This is a genomic window from Phenylobacterium sp. (assembly GCF_030680185.1).
GTDB lineage: Bacteria > Pseudomonadota > Alphaproteobacteria > Caulobacterales > Caulobacteraceae > Phenylobacterium.
In genome coordinates, this window is record NZ_JAUXVZ010000030.1 from 117084 (window position 1) to 140491 (window position 23408).

At 68.4% G+C, this 23408-nt stretch carries 22 protein-coding genes and 1 other RNA gene; 20 read left to right on the forward strand and 3 right to left on the reverse strand.

The window, feature by feature from the left end:
* The 4 genes from Q8L83_RS06440 (at position 1) to Q8L83_RS06455 (ending at position 5074) form a co-directional block, all read left to right on the forward strand.
* The gene (locus Q8L83_RS06440) at positions 1-954 is read left to right on the forward strand and encodes an HlyD family secretion protein (RefSeq protein ID WP_305285493.1); all 954 of its coding nucleotides are present in this window, start codon (positions 1-3) and stop codon (positions 952-954) included.
* Between the two features lie 101 nt (positions 955-1055).
* The gene (locus Q8L83_RS06445) at positions 1056-1961 is read left to right on the forward strand and encodes an SDR family NAD(P)-dependent oxidoreductase (protein ID WP_305285494.1); all 906 of its coding nucleotides are present in this window, start codon (positions 1056-1058) and stop codon (positions 1959-1961) included.
* Between the two features lie 172 nt (positions 1962-2133).
* Positions 2134-3576 (forward strand): MFS transporter, encoded by a 1443-nt coding sequence (locus Q8L83_RS06450; RefSeq protein WP_305285495.1) that lies wholly within the window; start codon positions 2134-2136, stop codon positions 3574-3576.
* 118 nt (positions 3577-3694) lie between these two features.
* A complete protein-coding gene (locus tag Q8L83_RS06455; RefSeq protein ID WP_305285496.1) occupies positions 3695-5074 on the forward strand; it encodes an MFS transporter in 1380 nt (459 codons plus the stop codon).
* Between the two features lie 18 nt (positions 5075-5092).
* Here the strand turns inward: Q8L83_RS06455 and Q8L83_RS06460 are convergent, their stop codons facing one another.
* On the reverse strand, positions 5093-6274 hold the full coding sequence (locus Q8L83_RS06460; RefSeq protein WP_305285497.1) for an Mrp/NBP35 family ATP-binding protein: 1182 nt from the start codon (positions 6272-6274) through the stop codon (positions 5093-5095).
* Between the two features lie 334 nt (positions 6275-6608).
* Here Q8L83_RS06460 and hflK point away from each other — a divergent pair, with 334 nt between their 5' ends.
* Positions 6609-7622, forward strand: a complete 1014-nt coding sequence (gene hflK, locus Q8L83_RS06465; RefSeq protein ID WP_305285498.1) for an FtsH protease activity modulator HflK — start codon at positions 6609-6611, stop codon at positions 7620-7622.
* The gene (gene hflC, locus Q8L83_RS06470) at positions 7619-8515 is read left to right on the forward strand and encodes a protease modulator HflC (protein ID WP_305285499.1); all 897 of its coding nucleotides are present in this window, start codon (positions 7619-7621) and stop codon (positions 8513-8515) included. Before hflK ends, hflC begins: the two co-directional genes overlap by 4 nt.
* 55 nt (positions 8516-8570) lie before the next feature.
* On the opposite strand, the gene Q8L83_RS06475 is transcribed toward hflC, so the two are convergent.
* Together Q8L83_RS06475 and serB are read right to left on the reverse strand one after the other, a co-directional pair.
* Complete coding sequence (locus tag Q8L83_RS06475; protein WP_305285500.1) at positions 8571-9242, reverse strand: HAD family phosphatase; 672 nt, start codon at positions 9240-9242, stop codon at positions 8571-8573.
* A gap of 49 nt (positions 9243-9291) precedes the next feature.
* Positions 9292-10185: a phosphoserine phosphatase SerB gene (gene serB / locus Q8L83_RS06480; protein WP_305285501.1), complete on the reverse strand. Its 894-nt coding sequence runs from the start codon at positions 10183-10185 to the stop codon at positions 9292-9294.
* Between serB and miaA the strand changes: the two genes are divergently transcribed.
* The 14 genes from miaA to fliN all read left to right on the forward strand — a co-directional run bounded on the left by miaA (position 10184) and on the right by fliN (position 23402).
* Complete coding sequence (gene miaA, locus Q8L83_RS06485) at positions 10184-11104, forward strand: tRNA (adenosine(37)-N6)-dimethylallyltransferase MiaA (RefSeq protein ID WP_305285502.1); 921 nt, start codon at positions 10184-10186, stop codon at positions 11102-11104. The genes serB and miaA overlap by 2 nt on opposite strands.
* A 189-nt stretch (positions 11105-11293) precedes the next feature.
* Entirely contained in the window at positions 11294-13093 is a 1800-nt protein-coding gene (locus Q8L83_RS06490) for an acetolactate synthase 3 large subunit (RefSeq protein ID WP_305285503.1), read from the forward strand.
* A gap of 242 nt (positions 13094-13335) precedes the next feature.
* Positions 13336-13671, forward strand: a complete 336-nt coding sequence (locus tag Q8L83_RS06495) for a GIY-YIG nuclease family protein (RefSeq protein WP_305285580.1) — start codon at positions 13336-13338, stop codon at positions 13669-13671.
* Entirely contained in the window at positions 13671-14219 is a 549-nt protein-coding gene (gene ilvN, locus Q8L83_RS06500) for an acetolactate synthase small subunit (RefSeq protein WP_305285504.1), read from the forward strand. The genes Q8L83_RS06495 and ilvN overlap by 1 nt, the downstream gene beginning before the upstream one ends.
* Positions 14220-14227: 8 nt before the next feature.
* Entirely contained in the window at positions 14228-15055 is an 828-nt protein-coding gene (locus Q8L83_RS06505; protein WP_305285505.1) for a hypothetical protein, read from the forward strand.
* 15 nt (positions 15056-15070) lie between these two features.
* Positions 15071-15431: a transfer-messenger RNA gene (gene ssrA, locus Q8L83_RS06510) on the forward strand.
* A gap of 143 nt (positions 15432-15574) precedes the next feature.
* Entirely contained in the window at positions 15575-16078 is a 504-nt protein-coding gene (locus Q8L83_RS06515; protein WP_305285506.1) for an SspB family protein, read from the forward strand.
* Between the two features lie 8 nt (positions 16079-16086).
* Positions 16087-16554 carry a PaaI family thioesterase gene (locus Q8L83_RS06520; RefSeq protein WP_305285507.1) on the forward strand — a complete coding sequence of 156 codons (468 nt, stop codon included), beginning with the start codon at positions 16087-16089 and terminating at the stop codon, positions 16552-16554.
* 1 nt (position 16555) lies between these two features.
* Entirely contained in the window at positions 16556-17335 is a 780-nt protein-coding gene (locus Q8L83_RS06525) for a C13 family peptidase (protein ID WP_305285508.1), read from the forward strand.
* Positions 17336-17408: 73 nt separating this feature from the next.
* Positions 17409-19541, forward strand: a complete 2133-nt coding sequence (locus Q8L83_RS06530; RefSeq protein WP_305285509.1) for a serine hydrolase — start codon at positions 17409-17411, stop codon at positions 19539-19541.
* Between the two features lie 172 nt (positions 19542-19713).
* On the forward strand, positions 19714-21354 hold the full coding sequence (fliF, locus tag Q8L83_RS06535; protein ID WP_305285510.1) for a flagellar basal-body MS-ring/collar protein FliF: 1641 nt from the start codon (positions 19714-19716) through the stop codon (positions 21352-21354).
* A complete protein-coding gene (gene fliG, locus Q8L83_RS06540; RefSeq protein ID WP_305285511.1) occupies positions 21351-22394 on the forward strand; it encodes a flagellar motor switch protein FliG in 1044 nt (347 codons plus the stop codon). The genes fliF and fliG overlap by 4 nt, the downstream gene beginning before the upstream one ends.
* Complete coding sequence (locus Q8L83_RS06545) at positions 22394-23044, forward strand: flagellar assembly protein FliH (RefSeq protein WP_305285512.1); 651 nt, start codon at positions 22394-22396, stop codon at positions 23042-23044. The genes fliG and Q8L83_RS06545 overlap by 1 nt, the downstream gene beginning before the upstream one ends.
* A gap of 19 nt (positions 23045-23063) precedes the next feature.
* The gene (fliN, locus tag Q8L83_RS06550) at positions 23064-23402 is read left to right on the forward strand and encodes a flagellar motor switch protein FliN (RefSeq protein WP_305285513.1); all 339 of its coding nucleotides are present in this window, start codon (positions 23064-23066) and stop codon (positions 23400-23402) included.
* The last annotated feature ends 6 nt before the right edge of the window (positions 23403-23408 follow it).

Here is a 23408-nt window from a genome sequence, read left to right on the forward strand (position 1 = left end):
ATGACCGCCCTGCTTCGCCGTCCCGTCCTCTGGATTGCGCTCGTCGCCGTGCTCGCGCTTGGCGGCGGGGGCCTGTTCCTGAAGTCCCAGGCCGACGCCAAGAAGGCCGCCGCAGCCGCTGCGGCGAAAGCCGCCCCGGTCAGCCCCTATGTCGCCATCGCCAACGGCAAGGCCGACGTCGAAGGCGGCCTGATCCAGGTGGCCGCCCGCAGCGCCGGCGTCGTCCGCGAGGTCCTGGTTCAGGAAGGCGATCGGGTGACCGAGGGCCAGATCCTCGCCCGGCTGGAAGACGACGAGCCCCGCCTGTCCGCCGCCCGCGCCCGGGCCGAGGTGGAGCAGGCCCGCGCCCAGATCGCCCTGACCGAGGTGGAGATTTCCACCGCCAACCGCGAGTACGAGCGCCTGCAGAGCCTGGCGCCGTCCAACTTCGTCGCCGGCCAGCGCCTCGACCAGGCCCAGGACGGCATCCGCCAGGCCCAGGCGAGGCTGCGCGCGCAGCGGGCTGCGGTCGCCACCGCCGAGGCGCGCCTGGGCGAGGCCAACTACAATCTCGAGCTCACCATGATCCGCGCCCCTGCAGACGGCGTGATCGTGCGCCGCTACGCCAATCCGGGCTCAGGCGCCTCGACCCTGAACGTCTCCAACATGTTCGACCTTGAGCCGGCCGGGGAGCGGATCGTCCGGGCCGAGATCGCCGAGGGCGCCCTGCCGCACGTGGCGATCGGCCAGACCGTGGAGATCGCCTCGGAGGCCGATCCGTCCAAAAGCTTCAAGGGGCAGGTCCTGCGCCGGGCGGCTGTGTTCGGCGCCCGTAAGCTGGTCTCCGACGATCCCACCGAGCGGGCCGACGAGCGGGTGGTCGAGGTGGTGGTCAGCGCCGACGGCGCCCCCTTCCTGGTCGGCCAGCGGGTCCTGGTGAAGTTCCTGCGCCCTGGGGCTGCGACGGCGAGCTAAAGGGTTCCCTCCGCCGCCCTGCCTGGCGCCAACGCCTTGACGGAGAAGGGGTCAGCCGCGCACAACCGCGCCAATTCCTTCACCTGACTTGGGAGACTTCCATGGCGGACATCCGCTTCGACGGCAAAGTGGCCATTGTGACCGGCGCGGGCGGCGGGCTTGGCCGTCAGCATGCGCTCGAACTGGCCCGGCGCGGCGCCAAGGTCGTCGTCAACGACCTGGGCGGTTCGGTCGATGGTTCGGGCGGCTCCTCGAGCGCGGCCGACGCCGTGGTCGACGAGATCAAGGCGGCCGGCGGCGAGGCCATCTCCAACGGTTCGTCGGTCACCGACGACGCCGGCGTCGCCCACATGATCAAGCAGACCATGGACCAGTGGGGCCGCATCGACGTCATCGTCGCCAATGCCGGGATCCTGCGCGACAAGTCCTTCGCCAAGATGGAAATCGCCGACTTCGAGCTGGTGCTGAACGTCCACCTGATGGGCACGGTCAAGCCGGTCAAGGCCGCCTGGGAGATCATGCGCGAGCAGAACTACGGGCGCATCGTGGTGACCACCTCGTCGTCGGGCCTCTATGGCAACTTCGGCCAGTCCAACTACGGCGCGGCCAAGCTGGGCATCATCGGCTTCATGAACACCCTGCGTCTCGAAGGCGCCAAGAACAACATCCACGTGAACGCCATCGCCCCGGTGGCCGCCACGCGGATGACCGAGAACCTGATGCCGCCCGCGGTGCTCGAGCGCCTGAAGCCGGAATATGTGACCCCCGGCGTGGTCTATCTCTGCTCCGAAGAGGCCCCCACGGGCGCCATCCTGACCGCCGGCGCGGGCGCCTTCGCCCTGTCGCGCATCTATGAGACCGAAGGCGTCTATCTGGGCGAGGGCGGCCTCTCGGTCGAAGAAGTCCGCGACAACTGGTCCAAGATTTCCGACCCCGAGGGCCAGCAGGCCTACAACGCCGGCGGCGAACAGAGCCAGAAGTTCTTCCGCAAGATGTCGGGCGGCTAAACGCGCCGGACAGCTTGGAAATCAAGCGACGGGCGGTCCGCAAGGGCCGCCCGTTCTGCTTTCTGGCCAAGCCTGCGGAAAGCCCTTGCCTTGACCTAGGTGAACGCGCGTAACCTGAAAGTCGGAACTACGCCCGCCAGAGGCGTCGCCGACCAATGGGAGATACGCCAGAGTGGCACAGACCGATGCGGCCGCGCCCGCCCCTGCGCGACAGCTCAAGCTGTCGACGATCCTCGCCTTCGCCTGCACCAGCCTGCCGCTTTCGGCGCTGACCATCGCCATGTCGGTCTATCTGCCGCGGCATTTCGCCAGCGAGATCGGCATCAGCCTGCTGGCGGTGGGCTCGGCCTTCGCCCTGGTGCGGATGATCGACATTCCCCTCGACCCCCTGCTGGGCATGGCGATGGACCGGACGCGGACGCGGTTCGGCCGCTATCGCCTTTGGACCATGATTGGCGCGCCGATCCTGATGCTGGCCATCTTCATGCTGTTCATATCGCCCTCAGGCGGGGTCGGCGGGCTGATCTTCTGGCTGCTGATCCTCTATATCGGCACCTCGATCCTGCACCTGTCCCACGCCGCCTGGGCCGCGACGTTGGCGCCGCGGTACAATGACCGCTCCCGCGTCTTCGCCATCATGACCGCCGTCGGCGTGGTCGGCGCCCTGCTGGTGCTGCTCATGCCCTTCATCGTGGCCGCCCTTGGCCGCGACGAGGCCCAGGGCGTGCCGGCCATGGGCTGGTTCGTCCTGATCCTGACGCCCCTGGCCGTCTGGCTGGTTGTCGCCCTGACGCCCGAGAAGATCTCGCCCGACGTGCCGGGCCAGCAGAAGTTCCAGCTGAAGGAATACTGGCGGCTGATCGCCCGGCCCTCCATGGGCCGGATCGTTCTGGCCGATCTCTGCCTCTCGCTCGGCCCCGGCTGGATGAGCGCCCTCTATCTGTTCTTCTTCACCGACAGCCGCGGCTTCACCACCAGCCAGGCCAGCGCCCTGCTGGCGGTCTATATCGTGGCGGGCTTTGGCGGCGCGCCCCTGCTGGGTCGTCTGGCCATGCGGATCGGCAAGCATCGCGCGGTGATGGTGGCCACCTCCGGCTACGCCCTGTCCCTTGTGCTCCTGCCCTTCCTGCCCAAGGGCGACATGCTGATCGGCGCCTTCCAGATGTTCACCGCCGGCTTCCTGGCGGCCGGCTTCCAGGTGCTGACCCGGGCCATGACCGCCGATGTCGCCGACGAGGTGCGCCTGGAACAGGGCAAGGAGCGCTCGGGCCTGCTTTATGCCATCACCACCCTGACCTCGAAGATCTCGGGCGCGTTTGCGGTCTTCCTGACCTTCACCGTGCTGGACCGCGTGGGCTACAACGCCACAGACGGGGCGACCAACTCGGCCGAGGCCGTGCGCGGTCTGGAGATGGCCTTCCTGATCGGCCCCATCTTCTTTGTCGCCCTGGGGGGCCTCTGCTTCATCGGCTACAAGCTGGGCGAAGACCGCCACAGCGAGATCCGCCGCGAGCTGGACGAGCGCGACGCCCTCTATGACAACGCGCCGGTGATCGAGACCCTGGCCAGCGAACCTTCGATCCCCACGCCCCTGGTCGAACCTCGCAAGACCTGAAAACAACCGCCGTTATATCTTTCACGCCCGCTTGCGCGCCGCCGCAAGCGGGCGTTTGCTTGACTGCATAATCGCGCAGCCAAGCTTGCGCCAAAATGATAGATTTGGAGACGTTCCAGTGAGTGCTTCAACCCTGGGCGCAACCGCGCCCCGCGGCGGCGGCCGTCTACCCCTCATCACAGTCCTGGCCTTTTCGAGCACCGGCATCCCGCTGGCCGTCCTGGCGCTTGCGCTCGGCGTGTTCCTGCCGCGCTACTTCGCCGGCGAGATCGGCATCAGCCTGATCGCGGTCGGCGCGGCCTTCACCATCGTGCGCCTGATCGACATCGCCTTCGACCCCATCGTCGGCGCCCTGATGGACCGCACGCGCACCCCGATCGGCCGCTATCGGCCCTGGGTGATCGGCGGCGTGCCGATCATGATGTTCGGGGCCTACAAGCTGTTCAATCCGCCGGTCGGCGCCGGCGAGGGCTATCTGATCCTCTGGCTGCTGGTGATCTACGCCGCCCTGTCGGTGGTCACCCTGGCCCACGCCGCCTGGGCCTCGGCCATCGCCACCAGCTATGACGAGCGCTCGCGGGTCTATGGCTGGATGCACGCCGTCGGCGTGGCCGGCGCCGTGGGCCTGCTGCTGCTGCCCGCCCTGACCGGCGGCGCCATCGAACCGGGCTCCGCCGACAGCATGCCGGCCATCGGCTGGATCATCATCGTCGGCATTCCCCTGACCACGGCCTTCTGTGTCCTGCTGTCGCCGGAAAAGGTCGCGCCCAAGAACGCCGCCGAAACCTTCGACCTGCGGGAATACTGGCAGGCCCTGAAGCGGCCGGAGATGATCCGCCTGATCCTGGCCGACCTCGCCCTGGCGCTTGGCCCCGGCACGACGGCGGCGATCTATGTCTTCTTCTTCCACGACGCCAAGGCGTTCAACTACGCTCAGGTCTCCATCCTGCTGGTGCCCTTCATCGGGGCCGGCCTGCTCGGCGCGCCGGTCTGGGCCAAGCTCGCCCAGCGTTTCGGCAAGCACCAGACCTTGATGGGCGCCACGGTGGCCTATGCGGTGTTCCAGACCATCCTGATGGCCATTCCCAAGGGGGCCTTCCTGCCCACCGCCATCGGCATGTTCGCCGTCGGCTTCACCGCCAGCGCCTTTGTCGTGCTGGTGCGCGCCATGGTCGCCGACGTCGGCGACGCCATCCGACTGGAGCAGGGCAAGGAACAGGTCGGCCTGCTCTACGCCATGGTCACCAGCACCCAGAAGGTCGGCGCGGCCATCTCGGTGGGGATCATCTTCCCGGTGCTGTCGCTGGTGGGCTACAACGCCGCCGACAACGCCACCAATACGGCCACGGCCATCTTCGGCCTGGAGATGTGCTACCTGTTCGCCCCGATCATCTTCGTCCTGATCGGCGGCGCCTGCTTCTTCGGCTATGGCATGAACGCCGAAAAGCACGCCGCCATCCGCGCCGCCCTGGACGCCCGGGACAACGCGGCGGCCTGACGCTTCGCCTGGCCCGGATCAGCCCCGGGCCAGGCCCAGCCGCGTACGCAGCATCTCGGCGGCCTGACGGAAGGCCCGCGCCGGCCCGCTGTCGGGCGCCGTGACGCCCAGGGGCCGGCCATCATCGCAGGCCTGGCGCAGGGCCACGTCGATCGGGATCTGGCCCAGCATGGGCACGGCCAGGCGCTCGGCCTCGGCCGCGCCGCCGCCCTGCCCGAAGATCGGGATCGGCACGCCCGTGGCCGGATCGGCGAAATAGGCCATGTTCTCGATCACGCCCAGGATCGGCGTGCCGGTCTTCTGGAACATTGAGGCGGCCCGCCGCGCATCGATCAGGGCGATTTCCTGCGGCGTGGTGACGATGACCACCCCGTCCAGCTTCATCTTCTGGATCAGGGTCAGCTGGATGTCGCCGGTGCCAGGCGGCATGTCGACCACCAGCACGTCCAGAGGCGCGTCGGCCTCGCCCCAGGCGACCTCGTGCATCATCTGGCGCACGGCCGAGGACGCCATGGGCCCGCGCCAGATCATCGGCGCGCCCTCATCGACCATGAAGCCGATGGACATGACCTTGATGCCCCAGGCCTCCAGGGGGATCAGCTTCTTCTCGGGATGGTATTCCGGATCGCCATCGACCCCCAGCATCCGCGGGGCCGACGGTCCGTAGACATCGGCGTCCAGCAGGCCGACCCGCAGGCCCAGACCCGACAGGGCGGTCGCAAGACTGACGGACACGGTGGACTTGCCCACCCCGCCCTTGCCGCTGGCCACGGCGATCACCCGGCGCACATGGGCAGGCCTGGCGGCGTTGGGCGGCGGCGAGGGCGCGGCCTGGGGATCATTGGCCAAGCGCGCGCCCTTGCGCACCCGGGTCACGCCCGGCGCCGGCGGCGCCTCTTCGGCCGCGGGCGGCGCGGCCGCGACCGCCCCGCCGCCGGGGCCGTCGAAATTGGTCAGCACAACCTGGGCCTGCTCGACCCCCGGCGCCTGGCGCAGGACCTGCTCGGCCTCGAGGCGGACGGGCTCGTAGAGCTCCAGCAGGCCTGGCGCCACCTCCATCATGAACCCCGCCCGGCCGGTCCGCACCGACAGCCCCTGGACCAGGCCCGCGCTGACCAGCCCCTTGCCGCTTTGGGGGTCCCGGACCCCATCGAGGAGCGCCAGGAGGGCGTCGCGGTCAGGCAGGCGTGATGTGTTCATGTCGGCTTCGGCTTGCTTTGGCGGCTTGGCCGTCTCATATCCGGCTGTAAGCGCCGGTTTACAAGTCCGCCCTGGCGGACCCAACATCGCGGCCGCGCCGAGATACGCCGACACACCCGACGTCCCCCGACGACGCGACCCAGAAAGACGACGCACAAAAAGAATGCCCTGGAATGACAACGTAAACCCCGGCCCCTGGGGAAATCCGCCACAACAAGGTGGCGGTTCCGGCGGGTCGGGCGGTCCGGGAGGCCCAAGGCGCCCCGGAACCGGCGGCGGCCCTCGCGGACCCCGTGGCCCCCAGCCCGACCTCAACCAGTTGCTGGAGCGCCTGATGGCGCGGATGCGCAACTTCTTCGGCGGGCCTGGCGGAGACCAGATCCGCCCAGGCGCCATCGCCGCGGTGGCGGCCATCGCCTTCGCGCTCTGGGCGCTGTCGGGCCTCTATCTGGTCCAGCCCAACGAGCAGGCGGTGATCACCACCTTCGGCTCCTATTCCCGTTCGGCGGGGCCTGGCCTGAACTATCGCCTCCCCTCGCCCATCGAGCGCGTCGAGAAGGTGCCGGTCACCTCGCTGAACCGCATCGACATCGGCGGCACGTCCGAGGCCGCCAACCCGCAGGAAAGCCTCATGCTGACGGGCGATGAGAACATCATCGACCTGAAGTTCAGCGTGACCTGGCGTGTGGCCGATGCGCCGCGCTTCATCTTCACGATCCGCGATCCTGAGGAGTCCGTGAAGGCCGTCGCCGAAAGCGCCATGCGCGAAGTGGTGGGCCGCTCGGCCCTGGACTACATCCTGACCCGCGGCCGCGGCCCCGTTCAGGCCCAGGCCGCAGAGCTGATGCAGCAGACCCTGGATTCATGGGGCGCCGGCGTGAGCGTAGTCGAGGTTCAGATCCGCAACGCTGACCCGCCGTCGGAGGTCATCGCGGCCTTCCGCGACGTGTTCAACGCCAGCCAGGACGCAGAGTCGGCCCGAAACGAATCCGAGGCCTACTTCAATCGGGTGGTCAACGAGGCCAAGGGTGACGCTGCGCGCATCACCCAGGCCGGCGAAGCCTATCGCGAACAGGCTGTCCGTGAGGCCACCGGTGAGGCCTCGCGCTTCGACCAGATCTACGCCGAGTATCGCTCCGCCCCGGCGGTGACCCGCGAGCGCCTCTATATCGAGACCATGCAGCGCGTCCTGCAGAACTCGAACAAGGTGATCGTCGACTCCGACGGCGCGACCGCGCCGATCATCCTGCCGCCGGACGTCTTCCGGCCCCGCACCGGCCCGTCGGCGTCCAGCGCCACGCCCGCCGAAACCGGCTCTGCGGCGCCCGGCGCGAGGAGCAGCCAATGATGGATCGCCGCTATATCCCCTTCATGATCGCCGCGGTGGTGGCGCTCATCGTCCTTGCCAACACCCTGTTCGTGGTGGACCAGCGCGAACAGGCCATCGTCGTCCGGCTGGGCGACCCCGTGCGGGTCGTCAACGCCGGGCCCGAAGCCACCGCCGGCCTCAAGGTCAAGGTTCCGTTCATGGAACAGGTGCTGCGCTTCGATAAGCGCAACATCGCCCTGGAGACCGAGGAGGAAGAGGTCATCGCCGCCGACCAGGAGCGCCTGGTGGTGGACGCCTTCATCCGCTACCGGATCAGCGATCCGCTGCAGTACTACCGCACCCTGCGCGACGATCGGACGGCCGGCGACCGCATCCAGCGGCTGGTGAACTCGTCCCTTCGCCAGGTTCTGGGTTCGGCCACGTCGAGCGACATCATCTCCGGCGCCCGCAGCGGGGTCATGGCCAACACCCTGGCCGATGTTCGCGCCCGGGCCACGTCCTCGCGGCTGGGCATCGAGGTGATCGATGTCCGCATCCGTCGCGCCGACCTGCCGCAGGAAAACATGGCGGCCACCTATCGCCGGATGGAGACGGCCCGCCAGCAGCAGGCCGCCCAGATCCGCGCCGTCGGTGAGCAGCAGAAGCGCGAGCGGATCGCCGAGGCCGACAAGGAAGTGACCATCACCTTGGCCACGGCCCAGGAAATCGCCGACCAGACCCGAGGTGAAGGCGATGCGCAGCGGACGCGCATCTACGCCCAGAGCTTCGGCCGCGACGCGGGATTTGCCTCCTTCTATCGTTCGATGCAGGCCTATGAGGCGTCGATCGGCCAGGGGGATGCGACCATGGTGCTTTCGCCGAACAGCCAATTCTTCCGCTACTTCGAGCGGGGTCCCGGCGGGACGCGATAAGCCCCGACGACGCCAAGACGATCAGCCCTCGATCCCTAGCCGGATCGGGGGCTTTTCATTTGCCGACCATGACGGCCAGCAGGTCGCGGACCTCGTGCAGGTCCCGGGCGATGCGCACGCAGAGGCCGCGCATCTCGTCATTGGGCTCGAGCATGTCAGGCACCATGATGGTCATCATGCCGGCCGCAGCCGCCGCACGGACGCCGTTATGGCTGTCCTCCAGGGCGATGCAGTCGCGGGGATCCATGCCCAGCGCCGCGGCGGCCTTCAGATAGGGCTCCGGGTGCGGCTTGCCCTGGGTCACGCTTTCGGCGGTGATGAAGGCGTCGAACCGCGAGAGCAGTCCGGCGTGACCCAGATGGGTCTCCACCGATCTCATGCGCGACGAGGTGGCCACCGCCCGAGGCGCCCCGACCGCGTCCAGGTGGTCCAGCATCTCGATGACGCCGGCCTTCAGGGCGACGCCGGCCTTGTGCGCCTCGACGAACCGCGCCCGGACATCGGCCACATAGTCGTCGAGCACGAAGCCTTCGCCGAAGTGGTCGATCAGGATGCCGTCGCTCGCCGCATGGGTCAGGCCGACCATGCTCTGGAACACTGGAAAGGGCATGTCCCGGCCGATGGCCAGGGCCGCGCCTTCCATGGCCTGCAGCATCAGGCGTTCGGAGTCGATCAGCAGGCCGTCCATGTCGAACACGACGGCGGCGCAGGGGCGGGGAAGCGTCATGGGCTGGCTCTTAGCCCAGGCCGCGCAGCCAGCGAAATCAAGGTTGGCTTCAGTCGGTGACAAAGTCCGTCGCGGCATAGCCCTGGAAGTAGAGCAGCGCGGTCAGGTCGGCATGATCCACCTTGGCGTGAGCCTGGGCGGCCACAACTGGCTTGGCCCGATAGGCCACGCCCAGGCCCGCAGCCTCGATCATCGCCAGGTCGTTGGCGCCGTCGCCGATCGCCAGGGTCGCGGCCAGGTCCAGGCCCTGACCGGCCGCTTCTTCGCGCAGGGCCGCCAGCTTGGCCTCACGTCCCAGGATCGGGACGCCCACCTCGCCGGCCAGAACCTGGCCATCCTCGATCAGGGTGTTGGCCCGCTGGGCGTGAAAGCCTGCGGCCTGCGCCACCCGGGTGGTGAAGAAGCTGAAGCCGCCGGACACCAGGACGCAGCGCGCGCCGTTCTCCGCCATGGTGCGCACCAGGGTCCGCGCCCCGGGGTTGAGAACCACCCGCTCGTCATAGGCCCGTTGCAGGTCCGTCAGCGGCAGGCCCTTCAGCATGGCCACCCGCTCGCGCAGGGCGGCTTCGAAATCAAGCTCGCCGCGCATGGCCCGCTCGGTGATCTCCGAGACCTTGTCCTTGACGCCGGCGAAGTCGGCCAGCTCGTCGATGCATTCGCAGCCGATGATGGTCGAATCCATGTCGGCGATCAGCAGCCGCTTGCGCCGCCCTTCCCAGGGCTGGACGCAGACATCCACCGGCATCTCCGAAAGGGCGGCCTGGGCGGCGGCCCGCACGGGCTCAAGCGCGGCGGCCTCCACCGACAGGTCGACGGCGCTTGGCCCCAGGGGCCGGGGTTCCTTGACGCGGGCCTGCGCGCCTGCGAGCGCTTGGGTGAGTTGGACGGTGGCCGCGGCGAGCGCGGTCTCCTGCGGACTGACGAGGGTGAGAGCGATTTCCATGGAGCCCCGCATCTGGCTGATCGGCGGGCCGACGGCAAGCGGCAAGACGGCGATCTCCCTGCGCCTGGCCCGGGAAATCGGCGGCGAGATCGTCAATGCCGACTCCATCCAGCTCTATGGCGACCTGAGGATTCTGAGCGCGCGGCCGACGCCCGATGAGATGGTCCAGGCGCCGCATCACCTGTTTGGCGTCGCCGACGGCGCCGAGGCCTGGTCGGTGGGCGCCTGGCGCCGCGCCGCCCTGCCGATCATCGCCGATATCCGCAGCCGAGGCTTAAGCCCGATCCTGGTGGGCGGCACCGGCCTCTATTTCCGCAGCCTCACCCACGGTCTGGCCGACATCCCCGCCGCCCCGCCGGAGACGCGCGCCAGGGCGGAAGGTGACTTCGAGGCCCTGGGCGAGGTCGCCTTCCGGACTCGCCTCGGCGACATCGATCCGGCAGCGGCGGCCCGGATCGCGCCCGGCGACCGCCAGCGGCTGGTGCGGGCCTGGGAGGTCTATTTGGCCGCCGGCCGTTCGCTCTCGGATCTTCAGGCCGCCACCACGGCGCCGCTGGCGGCCAACGACTGGCGGAGCGTCGTCGTCGAGCCGCCGCGGGAGACGCTCTATGCCCGCTGCGACGCGCGCCTGGCCGCCATGTTCGACGCCGGGGCGGCGGACGAGGTTTCGGCCCTGGTCGCCCGGAGGCTCGAACCGACCCTCCCCGTGATGAAGGCCTTGGGGCTGCGGGAGATCGCCGCCTGGCAGGCGGGCGAGATGACGCGGGACGAGGCGCTTGCCGCCGCCCAACAGGAAACCCGCCGCTACGCCAAGCGCCAGGCCACCTGGTTCCGCAACCAGACGCCGGACTGGCCGCGGATTTCGGCCACGACCGCGGAAGACCAATGGAGGCAGTTTCTTGCGCTTAGCGCGCCTTGACGCCCTGCCGCGAGCATGCGAAGAGCGGGAAATCTTATATCTGGAGAACGCGCATGCGCGTCCGCACCGTACTTGAGTGGCGACCTTAGCCGGGCCGATTTCGATCGGCGCGAACGAGGTCGCTTGCACCAAGGCCCCCCGAGGGCCTTTTTTATTGCCCTGAAGGCCAGCCTAAAGAAGGCCACTGCCATGACCGCCCACCAGACCATCACCGCCCCCGAAGCCGACACCGAGATGATGAGCGGCGCCGAGATCGTCGTCCGCTCGCTCCTCGACCAGGGCGTAGAGGTTCTGTTCGGCTATCCGGGCGGGGCGGTGCTGCCGATCTATGACGCGCTGTTCGCCGAGCCGCGGCTGCGTCACATCCTGGTTCGCCACGAGCAGGGCGCCACCCATGCGGCCGAGGGCTATGCGCGCTCCACCGGCAAGCCCGGCGTCGTCCTGGTCACCTCGGGTCCTGGCGCGACCAACGCCGTCACCGGCATCGTCGATGCGCTGATGGACTCCATTCCCCTGGTGGTCATCACCGGCCAGGTCGCCACCCACCTGATCGGCACCGACGCCTTCCAGGAGTGCGACACGATCGGCATCACCCGCTCGATCACCAAGCACAACTATCTGGTCAAGAACGTCGACGACCTGCCGCGCATTATGCACGAGGCCTTCCACATCGCCACCTCGGGCCGGCCCGGCCCCGTGGTCATCGACATTCCGAAGGACGTGCAGTTCGGCAAGGCGGCCTATCAGGGCCCAAAGGCCGTCACCCACGCCCATGACTACCGCCCACAGGTGAAGGGCGACGCCGGCCGCATCGCCGAGGCCGTCACCATGATCGCCCAGTCGCGCCGGCCGATCCTCTATACCGGCGGCGGCGTGATCAACGCCGGCCCCCGGGCGGCGCAATTGCTGCGGGAGTTCGCCGAACTGACCGGCGCGCCGGTGACCTCGACCCTGATGGGCCTGGGCGCCTTCCCGGCGTCCGACCCCAAGTGGCTGGGCATGCTGGGCATGCACGGCAGCTTCGAGGCCAACCACGCCATGCACGACTGCGACGTCATGGTCGCCCTGGGCGCCCGGTTCGACGACCGGGTCACCGGCCGGCTGGACGCGTTTGCGCCCACCTCGCGCAAGATCCACGTGGACATCGACGCCTCGTCCATCGGCAAGAACGTCCGCTGCGATGTCGGCATCGTCGGCGACGCCGCCAGCGTGCTGGAGGACATGATCGCCGCCTGGAAATCCATGCGCCTGTCGGTGGACAAGACCGCCCTGGACGAATGGTGGAAGCAGATCGAGGCCTGGCGGGCCCGCGACTGCTTCGCCTATGCGCCGGACTCCAAGCTGATCAAGCCGCAGCTGGCCGTCGAGCGGCTGTATCACCACGCCAAGGACAAGGACGTCTACATCACCACCGAGGTCGGCCAGCACCAGATGTGGGCCGCCCAGTACTTCCGCTTCGAGGACCCCAACCGCTGGATGACCTCGGGCGGCCTGGGCACCATGGGCTACGGCCTGCCCGCCGCCGTCGGCGTGCAGATCGCCCACCCGGACTCACTGGTCATCGACATCGCCGGCGACGCCAGCGTGCAGATGACCATGCAGGAAATGGCCACGGCCATTCAGTACGACCTGCCGATCAAGATCTTCATCCTGAACAACGAATGGATGGGTATGGTCCGCCAGTGGCAACAGCTGCTGCACGGCGAGCGCTATTCGCACTCCTATTCGGAAAGCCTGCCGGACTTCGTGAAGATGGCCGAGGCCTTCGGCGCGGTGGGGCTGCGGGCCGAGCATCCGGGCGAGCTGGACGACAAGATCGCCGAGATGATCTCCGTCCGCCGTCCGGTCCTGTTCGACTGCCGGGTGACCAAGGAAGAGAACTGCTTCCCCATGATCCCGTCGGGCAAGGCGCACAACGAGATGATCCTGGCCCAGGAAGCCCGCGACCTCGGCTCCATCATCGACGATGCGGGCAAGCGGCTGGTGTGAGGCCTTGCGTCCTTCGAGGCGCAGACATCGAAGTTGACCCCCTCGCACCCTGCGGCAGACTGGGAACGAATGAGAAACACTTCGGCCAGTCCCTGCGTCCTTCGAGGCTCGCTGCGCTCGCACCTCAGGATGAGGGGGGTTTGTGAGGCCGTGAGGCGGGGCGTTCCAGTCGCCCTCATCCTGAGGCGCCCGCGTAGCGGGCCTCGAAGGACGAGGGCGGCCGCATGAGCGCCTGGGTCTACATGCTGAAGTGCGCCGATGGCTCATACTATGTCGGCTCGCACCGCGGCGGCGACGTCCAGACACGCGTCGGACAGCACCAAGCTGGCGAGGGCGGTGTCTATACGCAGCGGCGTCGCCCAGTCGTCCTTGTCTGGTGCGAAGAGTTCCAACGCATCACCGACGCCATCGCCTTCGAGCGGCAGATCAAGGGTTGGTCGCGCGCAAAGAAGGAAGCACTGGTTGAGGGTGACTGGGCAAATGTCAGCGCCCTCGCCCGTCGACGCAATCCAGCTCGCAGTTGCCCTCGGCCTGCGCCTGTGACACCTGAACGGCCGAGCCCAGAGAAGAGACCTTGATGCCCGATCCCCAGCCCGCCTCCGTCTATGACCTCGACCACAAGGCCGAGGTGGAGAACCTCGCCACCTTCGCCGTGCTCGTGGACAACGAGCCGGGCGTCCTGCACCGGCTGGTCGGGCTGTTCGCCGCCCGCGGCTACAATATCGAGAGCCTGACGGTCGCCGAGACCGACCGCAACGCCCACACCAGCCGGGTGACCATCGTCACCCGCGGCACCCCCCACGTGCTGGGCCAGATCGAGGCTCAGCTGGAGAAGATGGTCTCCACCCGCCACGTCCAGGACGTGACCCGCGATCCCAACGGCCTGGAGCGCGAATTGGCCCTGGTGAAGGTCAAGAGCCTCGGCTCCGAGCGGGTCGAGGCCCTGCGGGTAGCCGACATCTTCCGCGCCCGGGTGATCGACACCACCCATGAGAGCTTCGTCTTCGAGGTCACCGGCGCGCCCAACAAGATCGACAAGTTCGCCGAACTGATGCGGCCCCTTGGCCTGGTGGAACTGTCGCGCACCGGCGTGCTTTCCATCACGCGGGGCGCAGACGGCATGTAGGAGCTTTCATGGCGGCGATCACGATGCGGCCGGTCATCCTGGGGCTGGCCCTCAGCCTGCTGGCCGCCAGCCCGAGCTTCGCCCAAACGCCGAGCGAGGGCTCCCCGGGCGCAGCCTGGCCCTACCCGCCGCCAGATCCCAGGGGCTGGTGGGAGGACGAGCGCCCCGCCCCGCCCGACGCCGCCGATCCCATGGCCCGCCGGCGCCTGCCCCGCAGCGGACCGGCCGCGGTCACCAGCCCGATCGAACCCACCCTCTATCGCCTCTGGGGCCTGCCGCCCCTGCAGACCCAGGTGGTCTATGGCGGCGAAGCCATGATCGAGGTCTGGCGAAGGCCCTCCAACAGCGTCGAGCAGATGGTGATCCGCCTGACCGCTCGGCGGGACGGCAAGGCCTTCGTCCAGGTTCGCGCCGGCCGGGCCTGCTGCGAGCCCGATATCGCCCGGCGGGTGGGGTTCGACGCCGAGCTTCCCGCCGGCTATCGCAGCCGCATTCTCGAACTGGCGAAGGCGCCGGCCTGGAACAGCCCCCGGGACGCCGTGGCCCAGGAGGGCGACGCCAGCGTCGGCTCCATCTGTCTCGACGGCGTGGCCTATGATCTGGTCCGGCTGACGGACGATGGCGGCGGCGTGCTGCGGCGCGACTGCGATCCCGCCGAGGTCGGCGAGGTGGCCGACCTGCTGGAGACCGCCATCGGCGCGGCCATGGGCCACGAGCCGCGGATCGACGTGCTGCTGACCCGGGGCGCCGATTTTTCCCGGGAAAAGGCCGCCTATGAGACGCTGATCGCCGGCGGCGGTCGGATCAAACCGGCCGATCGGCCGCCCGCCTCCTAGGCGTCCCGCGCGAAAGCCCTTCAAATCCGCCGGGCGCCGCCCTATATTCAACCTGTCCGGTTCGCCGGACTATGGAGATAAACGCGCACGTCATAAGCGGACTGGACCCGGGTGCGATTCCCGGCGGCTCCACCAAATCCTTCCTCGGGTATCGCCGGGAAGTCTGGGGCCGATCAGCATCGACAGACGTCTAAAGGTGTTGCTTTCTCTCGGCTTGGCCCACCGTTTCGGGCCTTAATCTAAATGCGAACGATAACTTCGCTGAAGAAGTCCGTCTGGCTGCGTAAGCGGTCCGATAGATTTCGACCTAAACTCCTAGTGTCTTAGCAGCGCTAGGCGGGGCCGGGAGGGGGCCTTGCAACAGAACCCCTCCACCTTCCCTCATTCGTTTTCTAGCCGCCATACGTGTCGCCGGCGCGTCAGATCGCCCGGAACATGCCCCAGCCGCGCGCGCCGCCTTGCGCCCCGCGCGCCACGCGCTAGGTTCTGACCTTTGCAGCGCCCACCCCCGGAGACCCCATGGCCCAGGAGCCGCCGGCCCAAGACCAGATGCACTATGAGGCGATGGCCCAGGAGGCTCTGCGCGGGGTGGTCAAGGCCGCCCTGAAGCGCGCCGCCTCGCCCGAAGGCCTGCCCGGAGCGCACCACTTCTACGTCACCTTCAAGACCGACGCGCCGGGCGTGTCCGGCCCTGTGGACCTGCTCTCGAAGTATCCGGATGAGATGACCATCGTCCTGCAGCACCAGTATTGGGACCTGGCGCCGGGCGAGACCTTCTTCTCGGTCACCCTGAAGTTCGGCGGCCAGCCCAAGCGGGTCTCGGTGCCCTATGCGGCGGTGACGCGGTTCTATGATCCGAGCGTGCAGTTCCTGCTGCAGTTCGAGGCTGGAGCCGACGGCGTCCAGCCCGCGGCCGGCCTCAAGCCCGCCGAGCCGGCAGCCGAGGGTGAGCCCACCCCGCCGGACGAGCCCGTCGATCCGGCCGAAAAAGTCATCTCCCTCGACCAGTTCCGCAAGAAGTAAGGACCTCGATGACCGACGTCGCCCCCGAGGCTGAAGCCCTCACCGACGAGGCCATACTGGCGCGCTTCCTGCGCACCAAGAACCAGCCCACGGGCTCCCAGACCCTGGGGTTCCGGATGGTGGCCGTCAGCCAGGCCGAGAAGTCGGTCGAGGTCGCCTTCGACGCCAAGGCCGAGCTGTTGCTCAACCCCATGAAGCAAATCCAGGGGGGCTATCTCTGCGCCATGCTGGACGAGGCCATGTCGGTGGCCTGCATGGTCGCCTCGGGCATGACCCATGTGGCGCCGACCTTGGAGATGAAGACCAGCTTCCTGCGTCCCGCCATGCCCGGCGAGATCAAGGGGATCGGCAAGGTGGTGAAGTGGGGCCGCAGCATCGCCTTCACCGAGGGCGAGCTTTACGACTCCGATGGCCGGCTGCTGGCCAAGGCGACGGGGACGGCCCTGCCCACCCCCTTCAAATCCTACAAGAGCTGACATGGCGGGCCGGCGCGCAGGTCTGATCGTTCAGATTTGCGCCCTGGCCATCGGGCTCGTCCTGGCCGCAACCTCATCGGCGCGCGCCGAGACGCCGAGCCCCTTCGATACCTGGACCGCTGTGGTGGTGGCCGGCGACTGGCGCGGCGCCGGCGGCGGTCCCACCCAGGCCTTTGACAATGCGCGCCGCGATATCGCCGCCGGTCTGTCCGATCGCGGCTTTGATCCTGGCCGCATCATTCAGTTCTCCGTCCGGCCAGAGTCCGATATCGCGCGGAAGGCGACGGCCAAGGCGATCTACGAGACCCTGAGCGCCCAGTCCGCCCAGGCGCCGGGCTGCGTGGTCTATTTCACCTCCCATGGCGATCCCCAGGGCGTTGTCGTGGACGAGGTGATCCTGCCCCCACACATCCTTGGGCTGATGATCGACCGCAGTTGCGGCGCCAAGCCGACCATTGTCGTGGTCTCCGCCTGTTTTTCCGGCGTGTTCGTCCCGGCCCTGGCCAAGCCCAATCGCATGATCCTGACCGCGGCGCGCCCTGACCGCACCTCGTTCGGCTGCGGCGAGGCCGACACCTACCCCTATTTCGACGACTGCTTCCTGAAGGTCCTGAAGGGCGCCGCCCATTTCGCCGTCCTGGCCCCGGAGGTGCGCGCCTGTGTGGCCGCCCGGGAAATCCAGGAGGGCGTCAGCCCGCCGTCCGAACCGCAGATCTGGATTGGACCGCAGCTTCGACCGCTTCTGCCCTTGCTGGCCTTCACCGCGCCCGCCACGCCCTGAACACCATCTTGGAGGCTCCGGCTGGGCGCCCTAGAAGAGGTTTTCGGGGAAATCTGACAGTGAGTCCTGCTTGATGCGCATCTTGCCCAAGGCTGCGGCGGCCGTCCTCATGGCGAGCCTGTGCCTGCCCATGGCCAGCGGGGCCCAACAGTTGCCCAGCGCGCCCATCCCCTATGAGCAGCTGAACCCGAAGGCTGCGTCCCGCGCCCCGGCCCCGGTCCGCTCGACGGTGCGCCCTTCGACAGGCCCGGCGACAGGCCCGACGGCCTCGGCGCCCGGAGAGCTCAGCAGCCCCGCCGGCCAAAACGCTGTGGGACTCGCCGCGCCCACGGTGGCCCCAGAACAGCTGGAAGCCTATCTGGATGGCGTGATCGGCTCGGCCATGGCCCGCGACGGCATCGCCGGCGTCACGGTCTCGGTCGTCCAGGGCGGACAGGTCGTCCTGAAGAAGGGCTATGGCCATGCCAGCTTCAGCCCGGCGCGTCCGGTCGATCCCGACCGCACCCTCTTCCGCATCGGCTCGATCTCCAAGACCTTCACCTGGATCCTGCTGATGAACGAGATCCAGGCCGGGCGAATCCGCATCGACGCCCCGGTCAATCTCTACCTGCCCGAACAGCTCCAGATCCGCGACCAGGGCTTCGCCCAGCCGGTGGAGGTGGCCCACCTGATGGACCATTCGGCGGGCTTCGAGGATCGGACGCTCGGCCAGCTCATGGAGCGCGACTTCAACCGCGAGCGGCCGATCGCCCAGTATCTGCGCCAGGAGCGCCCGCGTCGGGTTCGCGAGCCTGGCCTCTTTCCGACCTATTCCAACTATGGCGTCGGCCTGGCCGGCCAGGCCCTGACCTATGTGACCGGCCGGCCGTTCGAAGAGCTGGTCGAAACCCAGATCACCCGGCCCCTGGGCATGAGCCGCACCACCTTCCGCGAACCCCATCCGCCACGGGAGGGGATCCCCGCCCCCATGCCCGAGACCCTGGCGCGGGACGTTTCCGAGGGTTTCCGCTGGACGCCGGCGGGGGGGTTCGAGGCCCGGCCCTTCGAATATCTCGGCCACCTGGCGCCGGCCGGATCGGCCTCGTCGACGGCCGCCGACATGGCCCGCTACATGATCGTCCTGCTGAATGACGGCGTGTACGGAGAAAACCGCATCTTCGGGCCGGCCGCGGCGCGGGCCTTCCGCACGCCTCTGCGCCCCAACGAAGCCGGGGTGAACGACTGGCCCCATGGCTTCATCGCCTACGCCCTGCCCGGCGGCCGGAAAGGCTATGGGCATGCCGGCGGCACCCTGTCCTTCGCCTCCAACATGGTGGTGGTCCCCGAGCTCGATCTGGGCGTGTTCGTCAGCGTCAACACCGAGAACGGCGCGGAGCTCGCCACCCGTCTGCCCGGCGCTGTGGTCAGCCAGTTCTACGGCCCCGCCCAAGCCCGGCCTCAGCAAGGCTCGCCGGAGCTGGCCCGACTGGGGAGCGTCTATAACGGCCACTACCTCGGAACCCGGAGGGCCTATGTTGGCCTGGAGCGCTTCGTGGGCTTCATCATGGCCGGGACGAGCGTCCGTGTGACCTCTGACGGGCGGCTGACCGCCAGCGGCCTTGGCGGAACCCAGACCTGGGTTCCAGACGGCGCCCCGGCCGAAGGGCGTTTCATCTCCACCACAGGGGCCCAGCGCCTGGTCTTCAATATCGAAAACGGCAAGGCCCACAGCTTCCGGGGGGCGTTCAACGACGCCCGCTTCCAGCGGGTCGGCCTCTGGAGCCAGCCGCAGGTGCTGGCCTGGCTGGCGGCGCTCAGCGTGATCGCGGCGGTCTCCACCCTGGTGGGCCTGGCCCTGCGCAACCGGCGTGACCTGCGCCAGACCCAGATCCAGAGTCAGGCGAGCCTGATCCAGACGATCCAGGCGGTCCTCTGGCTGCTGGCCGTCGGCCTCTTCGTCTCCTGGGTCGCCGGCGCCGGCGACACCGCCCAGGTGGTCTACACCTGGCCTGGCGTGCGGATGATCCTGGCCTCGGCCTGCGCCCTGGTGGCCTCGGCCCTCACCATCGCGACCCTGGCCTCGCTGATCAGCATCTGGCGCGGCGGCCGGCGTCTGGATAGCTGGCCGGTGCTTCGCAAGCTCGGCTTCACCGCCACGACCCTGATCTACGCCGCCTTCGCCGTCGTCCTGTTCCATTGGGGCGCCCTGACGCCCTGGAGCAGCTAGACCCCCGACAGAGACGGGCGCCGGGTGCGACATTGCGCCCCGGCGCCTTTTTCGCCGTTAAGCCTCGCAGCCCGCACTCTTAAACGCCGCGTTTACCATCAACTGGGTAAATCCTGCCTAGCGGGCGGCGCAGTTTGGGCGTCATCCGCACCGTTTTGGGGTGGGACGCGCCTTGAACCAGTTTGTTGGGGCCCTGCAGGGATTCGGGATCGGCCGTCTGGCGGCCATTCTCGGGATCGGCGCCGGCGTGGCCGCCGCCCTGATCGCCCTGACCATGAATCTGGGCCAGCCCAAGGCCCTGCTCTATTCCAATCTTGACATGCGCGAGGCCGGGTCGATCACCCAGGCGCTGGAGCAGGCCCGCGTGAAGTACGAGGTCAAGGGCGACGGCTCGACCATCCTGGTCAACCGTGACGAGGTGGCCTCCACCCGTCTGCTCCTGTCGAGCCAGGGCCTGCCGACGGCCGGCTCGGTGGGCTATGAAATCTTCGACAACTCCAATGCGCTTGGTCAGACCGACTTCGTCCAGCAGCTGAACCGCCAGCGCGCCCTGGAAGGGGAGCTGGCCCGCACCATTCGCAGCCTGAACGGCGTCACCTCGGCCCGCGTCCACCTGGTGCTGCCCAAGCGTCAACTGTTCGAAGAAGCCGCCGAGGAGCCTTCGGCCTCGATCACCATGGGCGTCGGCGGCCGCGCGCCGACCCCCGAACAGGTGCGCGCCGTTCAGAACCTGGTGGCCGGCGCGGTGCCGCGCATGACGCCGGACCGGGTCACCGTCGTCGATCAGCACGGCAAGACCCTGTCGGGCGGCGGCGAGAGCTTCGCCGGCGAAATGGCCGACAGCCGCAAGAGCGAGGTCGAGCAGCGCATCGCCAAGACCGTCAAGGCCCTGGTGGAAAGCGTCGTCGGCCCCGGCAAGGCGCGGGTGAACGTCACCGCCGAACTCGATCTGGCGCGGGTGACCCTGCAGGAAGAAACCTTTGACCCTGACGGTCAGGTGGTGCGCTCCGAGCAGACGGTCGAGGAAAGCGCCAACGAGAACGAGGCCAACAACAACGGCATGGTGACCGCCGACGCCAATATCCCAGGCGGCCTGGGCGGGCCGGAGGCCGGCGCGGGCCTGGCCTCGGCCAGCGGCCGCACGGAATCCACCACCAACTACGAGATCTCCAAGACGGTCCGCACCGAGGTCAATGAGCCCGGCAAGGTCCAGCGCCTGTCGGTCGCCGTGGCCGTCGACGGCGTCCGCCCGCCCGGCGAGAACGGCGCGCCCGGCGAATACGCCGCCCGCAGCGAAGAGGAGATGGCCCGGATCGAGCAGCTGGTCCGCACCGCCGTCGGGTACAACGAAGAGCGCGGCGACCAGGTGACCGTGGTCAACATGCCCTTCGACGCGCCTGCCGAACTCGGCGGGGTGGAGGCCTCCAATCCGCTGACCGACTTCGACAAGAATGACATCATGCGGGCGATCGAGCTCGCCATCCTGGCCATTGTCGCCCTGCTGATCGTCTTCTTCGTGGTCCGCCCCCTGCTCAAGAGCGCCAGCGGCGGCTCGGGCGGGTTGCCGATGCAGACCATCACCCGCGTGGTCACCACCACGCCGGATGGCCAGACCGTCCATGTGGGGGTCGATCCCGAGACCGGTCAGCCCCTGGCCCTGCCGGGGCCTGACGCCCTGGAACAGAAGATCGACATCGCCCGCATCGAGGGCCAGGTGAAGGCCTCGTCGGTCAAACGGGTCGCCGATTTCGTCGACACCAATCCGGAGCAGTCGGTCGCGATCCTGCGTAGCTGGCTGCACGAATCCGCATGAGTCTCGTGGTGCGTGGCGGCGGCCGAAACAAGTCCATTACAGATCCGGCCCAGCTGAGCGGCCCGGAAAAGGCCGCCGTCGTCCTGCTGGCGCTTGGCGAGGATCACGCCACCATCTGGCAGAACCTGGACGAGGAGGAGATCAAGGAAGTCTCCCAGGCGATGGCCAGCCTCGGCACCGTGGCGGCCAATGTGGTCGAGGCCCTGCTGGTGGAGTTCGTGTCGGGCATGTCCGGCGCTGGCACCATCATGGGATCGTTCGAGCAGACCCAGAAGCTGCTGCAGGCCTTCCTGCCTTCCGACAAGGTGGAAGCGCTGATGGAAGAGATCCGCGGGCCGGCGGGTCGGACCATGTGGGACAAGCTCGGCAATGTGAACGAGGCGGTCCTCGCCAACTATCTGAAGAACGAATACCCCCAGACCGTCGCCGTCATCCTGTCCAAGGTGAAGGGTGAGCACGCCGCCCGCGTCCTGGCCGCCCTGCCCGAAGACTTCGCCCTGGAATGCGTGACCCGCATGCTGCGCATGGAGCCCGTGCAGCGCGAAATCCTCGACAAGATCGAGCAGACCCTGCGGACGGAGTTCATGTCGAACCTGGCGCGCACCTCCAAGCGCGACAGCCACGAGATGATGGCCGACATCTTCAACTCCTTCGACCGCCAGACCGAGTCGCGCTTCATGGCCGCGCTGGAAGAGCGCAACCGCGAGAGCGCCGAGCGCATCCGCGCCCTGATGTTCGTCTTCGAAGACCTCTCCAAACTCGATCCGGGCGGTGTCCAGACCCTGCTGCGCGGGGTCGAAAAGGATCAGCTTGGCCTGGCGCTCAAGGGCTCGTCCGACGCCCTGCGCGAAATGTTCTTCTCCAACATGTCCGAGCGCGCGGCCAAGATCATGCGCGAGGACATGGAGGGCATGGGACCTGTCCGCCTGAAGGATGTCGATCAGGCGCAGATGAAGATGGTTCAGGTGGCCAAGGACCTGGCGGCCAAGGGCGAGATCATGCTGGCCGGCGCCGGCGGCGATGATGAGCTGATCTACTGATGACCAGTCCCGCCCCGCGCAAGTTCGACTTCGACACCGTCTTTGACGACGCTGGCGCCGTGGCCCAGGCGTCCGCGCGGCCCAAGCGCATCTATCCGCTGGAAGAGGTCGAGGCCATCCGCGCCCAGGCCTATGCCGAGGGCGAACGCGCGGCCATGGCCCGGGTGGAGGCGCAGCAGGCCCAGGCCCTGGCCCATCTGGCCCAGGCCTGCCAGGCCGCCCTGCCCCGTCTGGCCGAGGTGGCCCATGACCACCGGATCGGGTCGGCCGAACTGGCCCTGGCCTGCGGCCAGGCCATTGCAGATGCGGCCCTCGACGCCTTCCCCCGTGCGCCCCTGCAGGCGGCCTTGGACTCTTTGGCCCGGGAAATCGAAAGCGTCCCGCGCCTGGTGGTGACGGTGTCGCCGGCCCTCGCCGAAGGCCTCGAGCCCCTGCTGGCCCAGGCGGCGCAATCCATCGGTTTCGCCGGCCAGATCCAGGTTCGCAGCGACCCAGGCGCGGCGCCCGCGGCCTTCGCCCTGGACTTCGGCGACGGCGCCGCCCGTTTCGATCCCGCCGCGGCGGCCCAGAGGGTGACAGAGGCGCTGCAAGCGGCCCTGGCCTCTGAGGGCCTGCACGCCGAACCCCTCATTCCCGGCGGCGACGCCTGACCGGAGAAAGGACCAAGTCATGTCGGATCATGAGCTGAAGCTCGAGGAGTTGGGGCCGGGCGACCAGCCCTTGCCGGACTTCGGGCACGAGATCGAGGAAAAGGCCGCCAGCGATCTGGCGCCGGTCTTCGACGTCCCGGTCAGCATCTCGGCCGTTCTCGGCCGCGCCCAGATGTCCGTCGCCCAGCTGCTTCAGCTGGCCTCGGGCAGCGTGCTGGAGCTGGACCGCAAGGTCGGCGAGGCGATCGACATCTATGTGAACAACCGCCTGGTGGCCCGGGGCGAGGTCGTCATCGTCGACGAACGCCTGGGCGTGACCATGACTGAAATCATCAAGGACGGCGACACGCAGGCCTAGGGCGGC

Coding starts and splice junctions, on each gene's coding strand:
- Q8L83_RS06440 (WP_305285493.1), top strand. CDS start 1: ATGACCGCCCTGCTTCGCCGTCCCGTCCTCTGGATTGCGCTCGTCGCC.
- Q8L83_RS06445 (WP_305285494.1), top strand. CDS start 1,056: ATGGCGGACATCCGCTTCGACGGCAAAGTGGCCATTGTGACCGGCGCG.
- Q8L83_RS06460 (WP_305285497.1), bottom strand. CDS start 6,274: ATGAACACATCACGCCTGCCTGACCGCGACGCCCTCCTGGCGCTCCTC.
- hflK (WP_305285498.1), top strand. CDS start 6,609: ATGGCGCGGATGCGCAACTTCTTCGGCGGGCCTGGCGGAGACCAGATC.
- hflC (WP_305285499.1), top strand. CDS start 7,619: ATGATGGATCGCCGCTATATCCCCTTCATGATCGCCGCGGTGGTGGCG.
- Q8L83_RS06475 (WP_305285500.1), bottom strand. CDS start 9,242: ATGACGCTTCCCCGCCCCTGCGCCGCCGTCGTGTTCGACATGGACGGC.
- miaA (WP_305285502.1), top strand. CDS start 10,184: ATGGAGCCCCGCATCTGGCTGATCGGCGGGCCGACGGCAAGCGGCAAG.
- serB (WP_305285501.1), bottom strand. CDS start 10,185: ATGGAAATCGCTCTCACCCTCGTCAGTCCGCAGGAGACCGCGCTCGCC.
- Q8L83_RS06490 (WP_305285503.1), top strand. CDS start 11,294: ATGACCGCCCACCAGACCATCACCGCCCCCGAAGCCGACACCGAGATG.
- Q8L83_RS06495 (WP_305285580.1), top strand. CDS start 13,336: ATGCTGAAGTGCGCCGATGGCTCATACTATGTCGGCTCGCACCGCGGC.
- ilvN (WP_305285504.1), top strand. CDS start 13,671: ATGCCCGATCCCCAGCCCGCCTCCGTCTATGACCTCGACCACAAGGCC.
- Q8L83_RS06505 (WP_305285505.1), top strand. CDS start 14,228: ATGGCGGCGATCACGATGCGGCCGGTCATCCTGGGGCTGGCCCTCAGC.
- Q8L83_RS06515 (WP_305285506.1), top strand. CDS start 15,575: ATGGCCCAGGAGCCGCCGGCCCAAGACCAGATGCACTATGAGGCGATG.
- Q8L83_RS06520 (WP_305285507.1), top strand. CDS start 16,087: ATGACCGACGTCGCCCCCGAGGCTGAAGCCCTCACCGACGAGGCCATA.
- Q8L83_RS06525 (WP_305285508.1), top strand. CDS start 16,556: ATGGCGGGCCGGCGCGCAGGTCTGATCGTTCAGATTTGCGCCCTGGCC.
- Q8L83_RS06530 (WP_305285509.1), top strand. CDS start 17,409: ATGCGCATCTTGCCCAAGGCTGCGGCGGCCGTCCTCATGGCGAGCCTG.
- fliG (WP_305285511.1), top strand. CDS start 21,351: ATGAGTCTCGTGGTGCGTGGCGGCGGCCGAAACAAGTCCATTACAGAT.
- Q8L83_RS06545 (WP_305285512.1), top strand. CDS start 22,394: ATGACCAGTCCCGCCCCGCGCAAGTTCGACTTCGACACCGTCTTTGAC.
- fliN (WP_305285513.1), top strand. CDS start 23,064: ATGTCGGATCATGAGCTGAAGCTCGAGGAGTTGGGGCCGGGCGACCAG.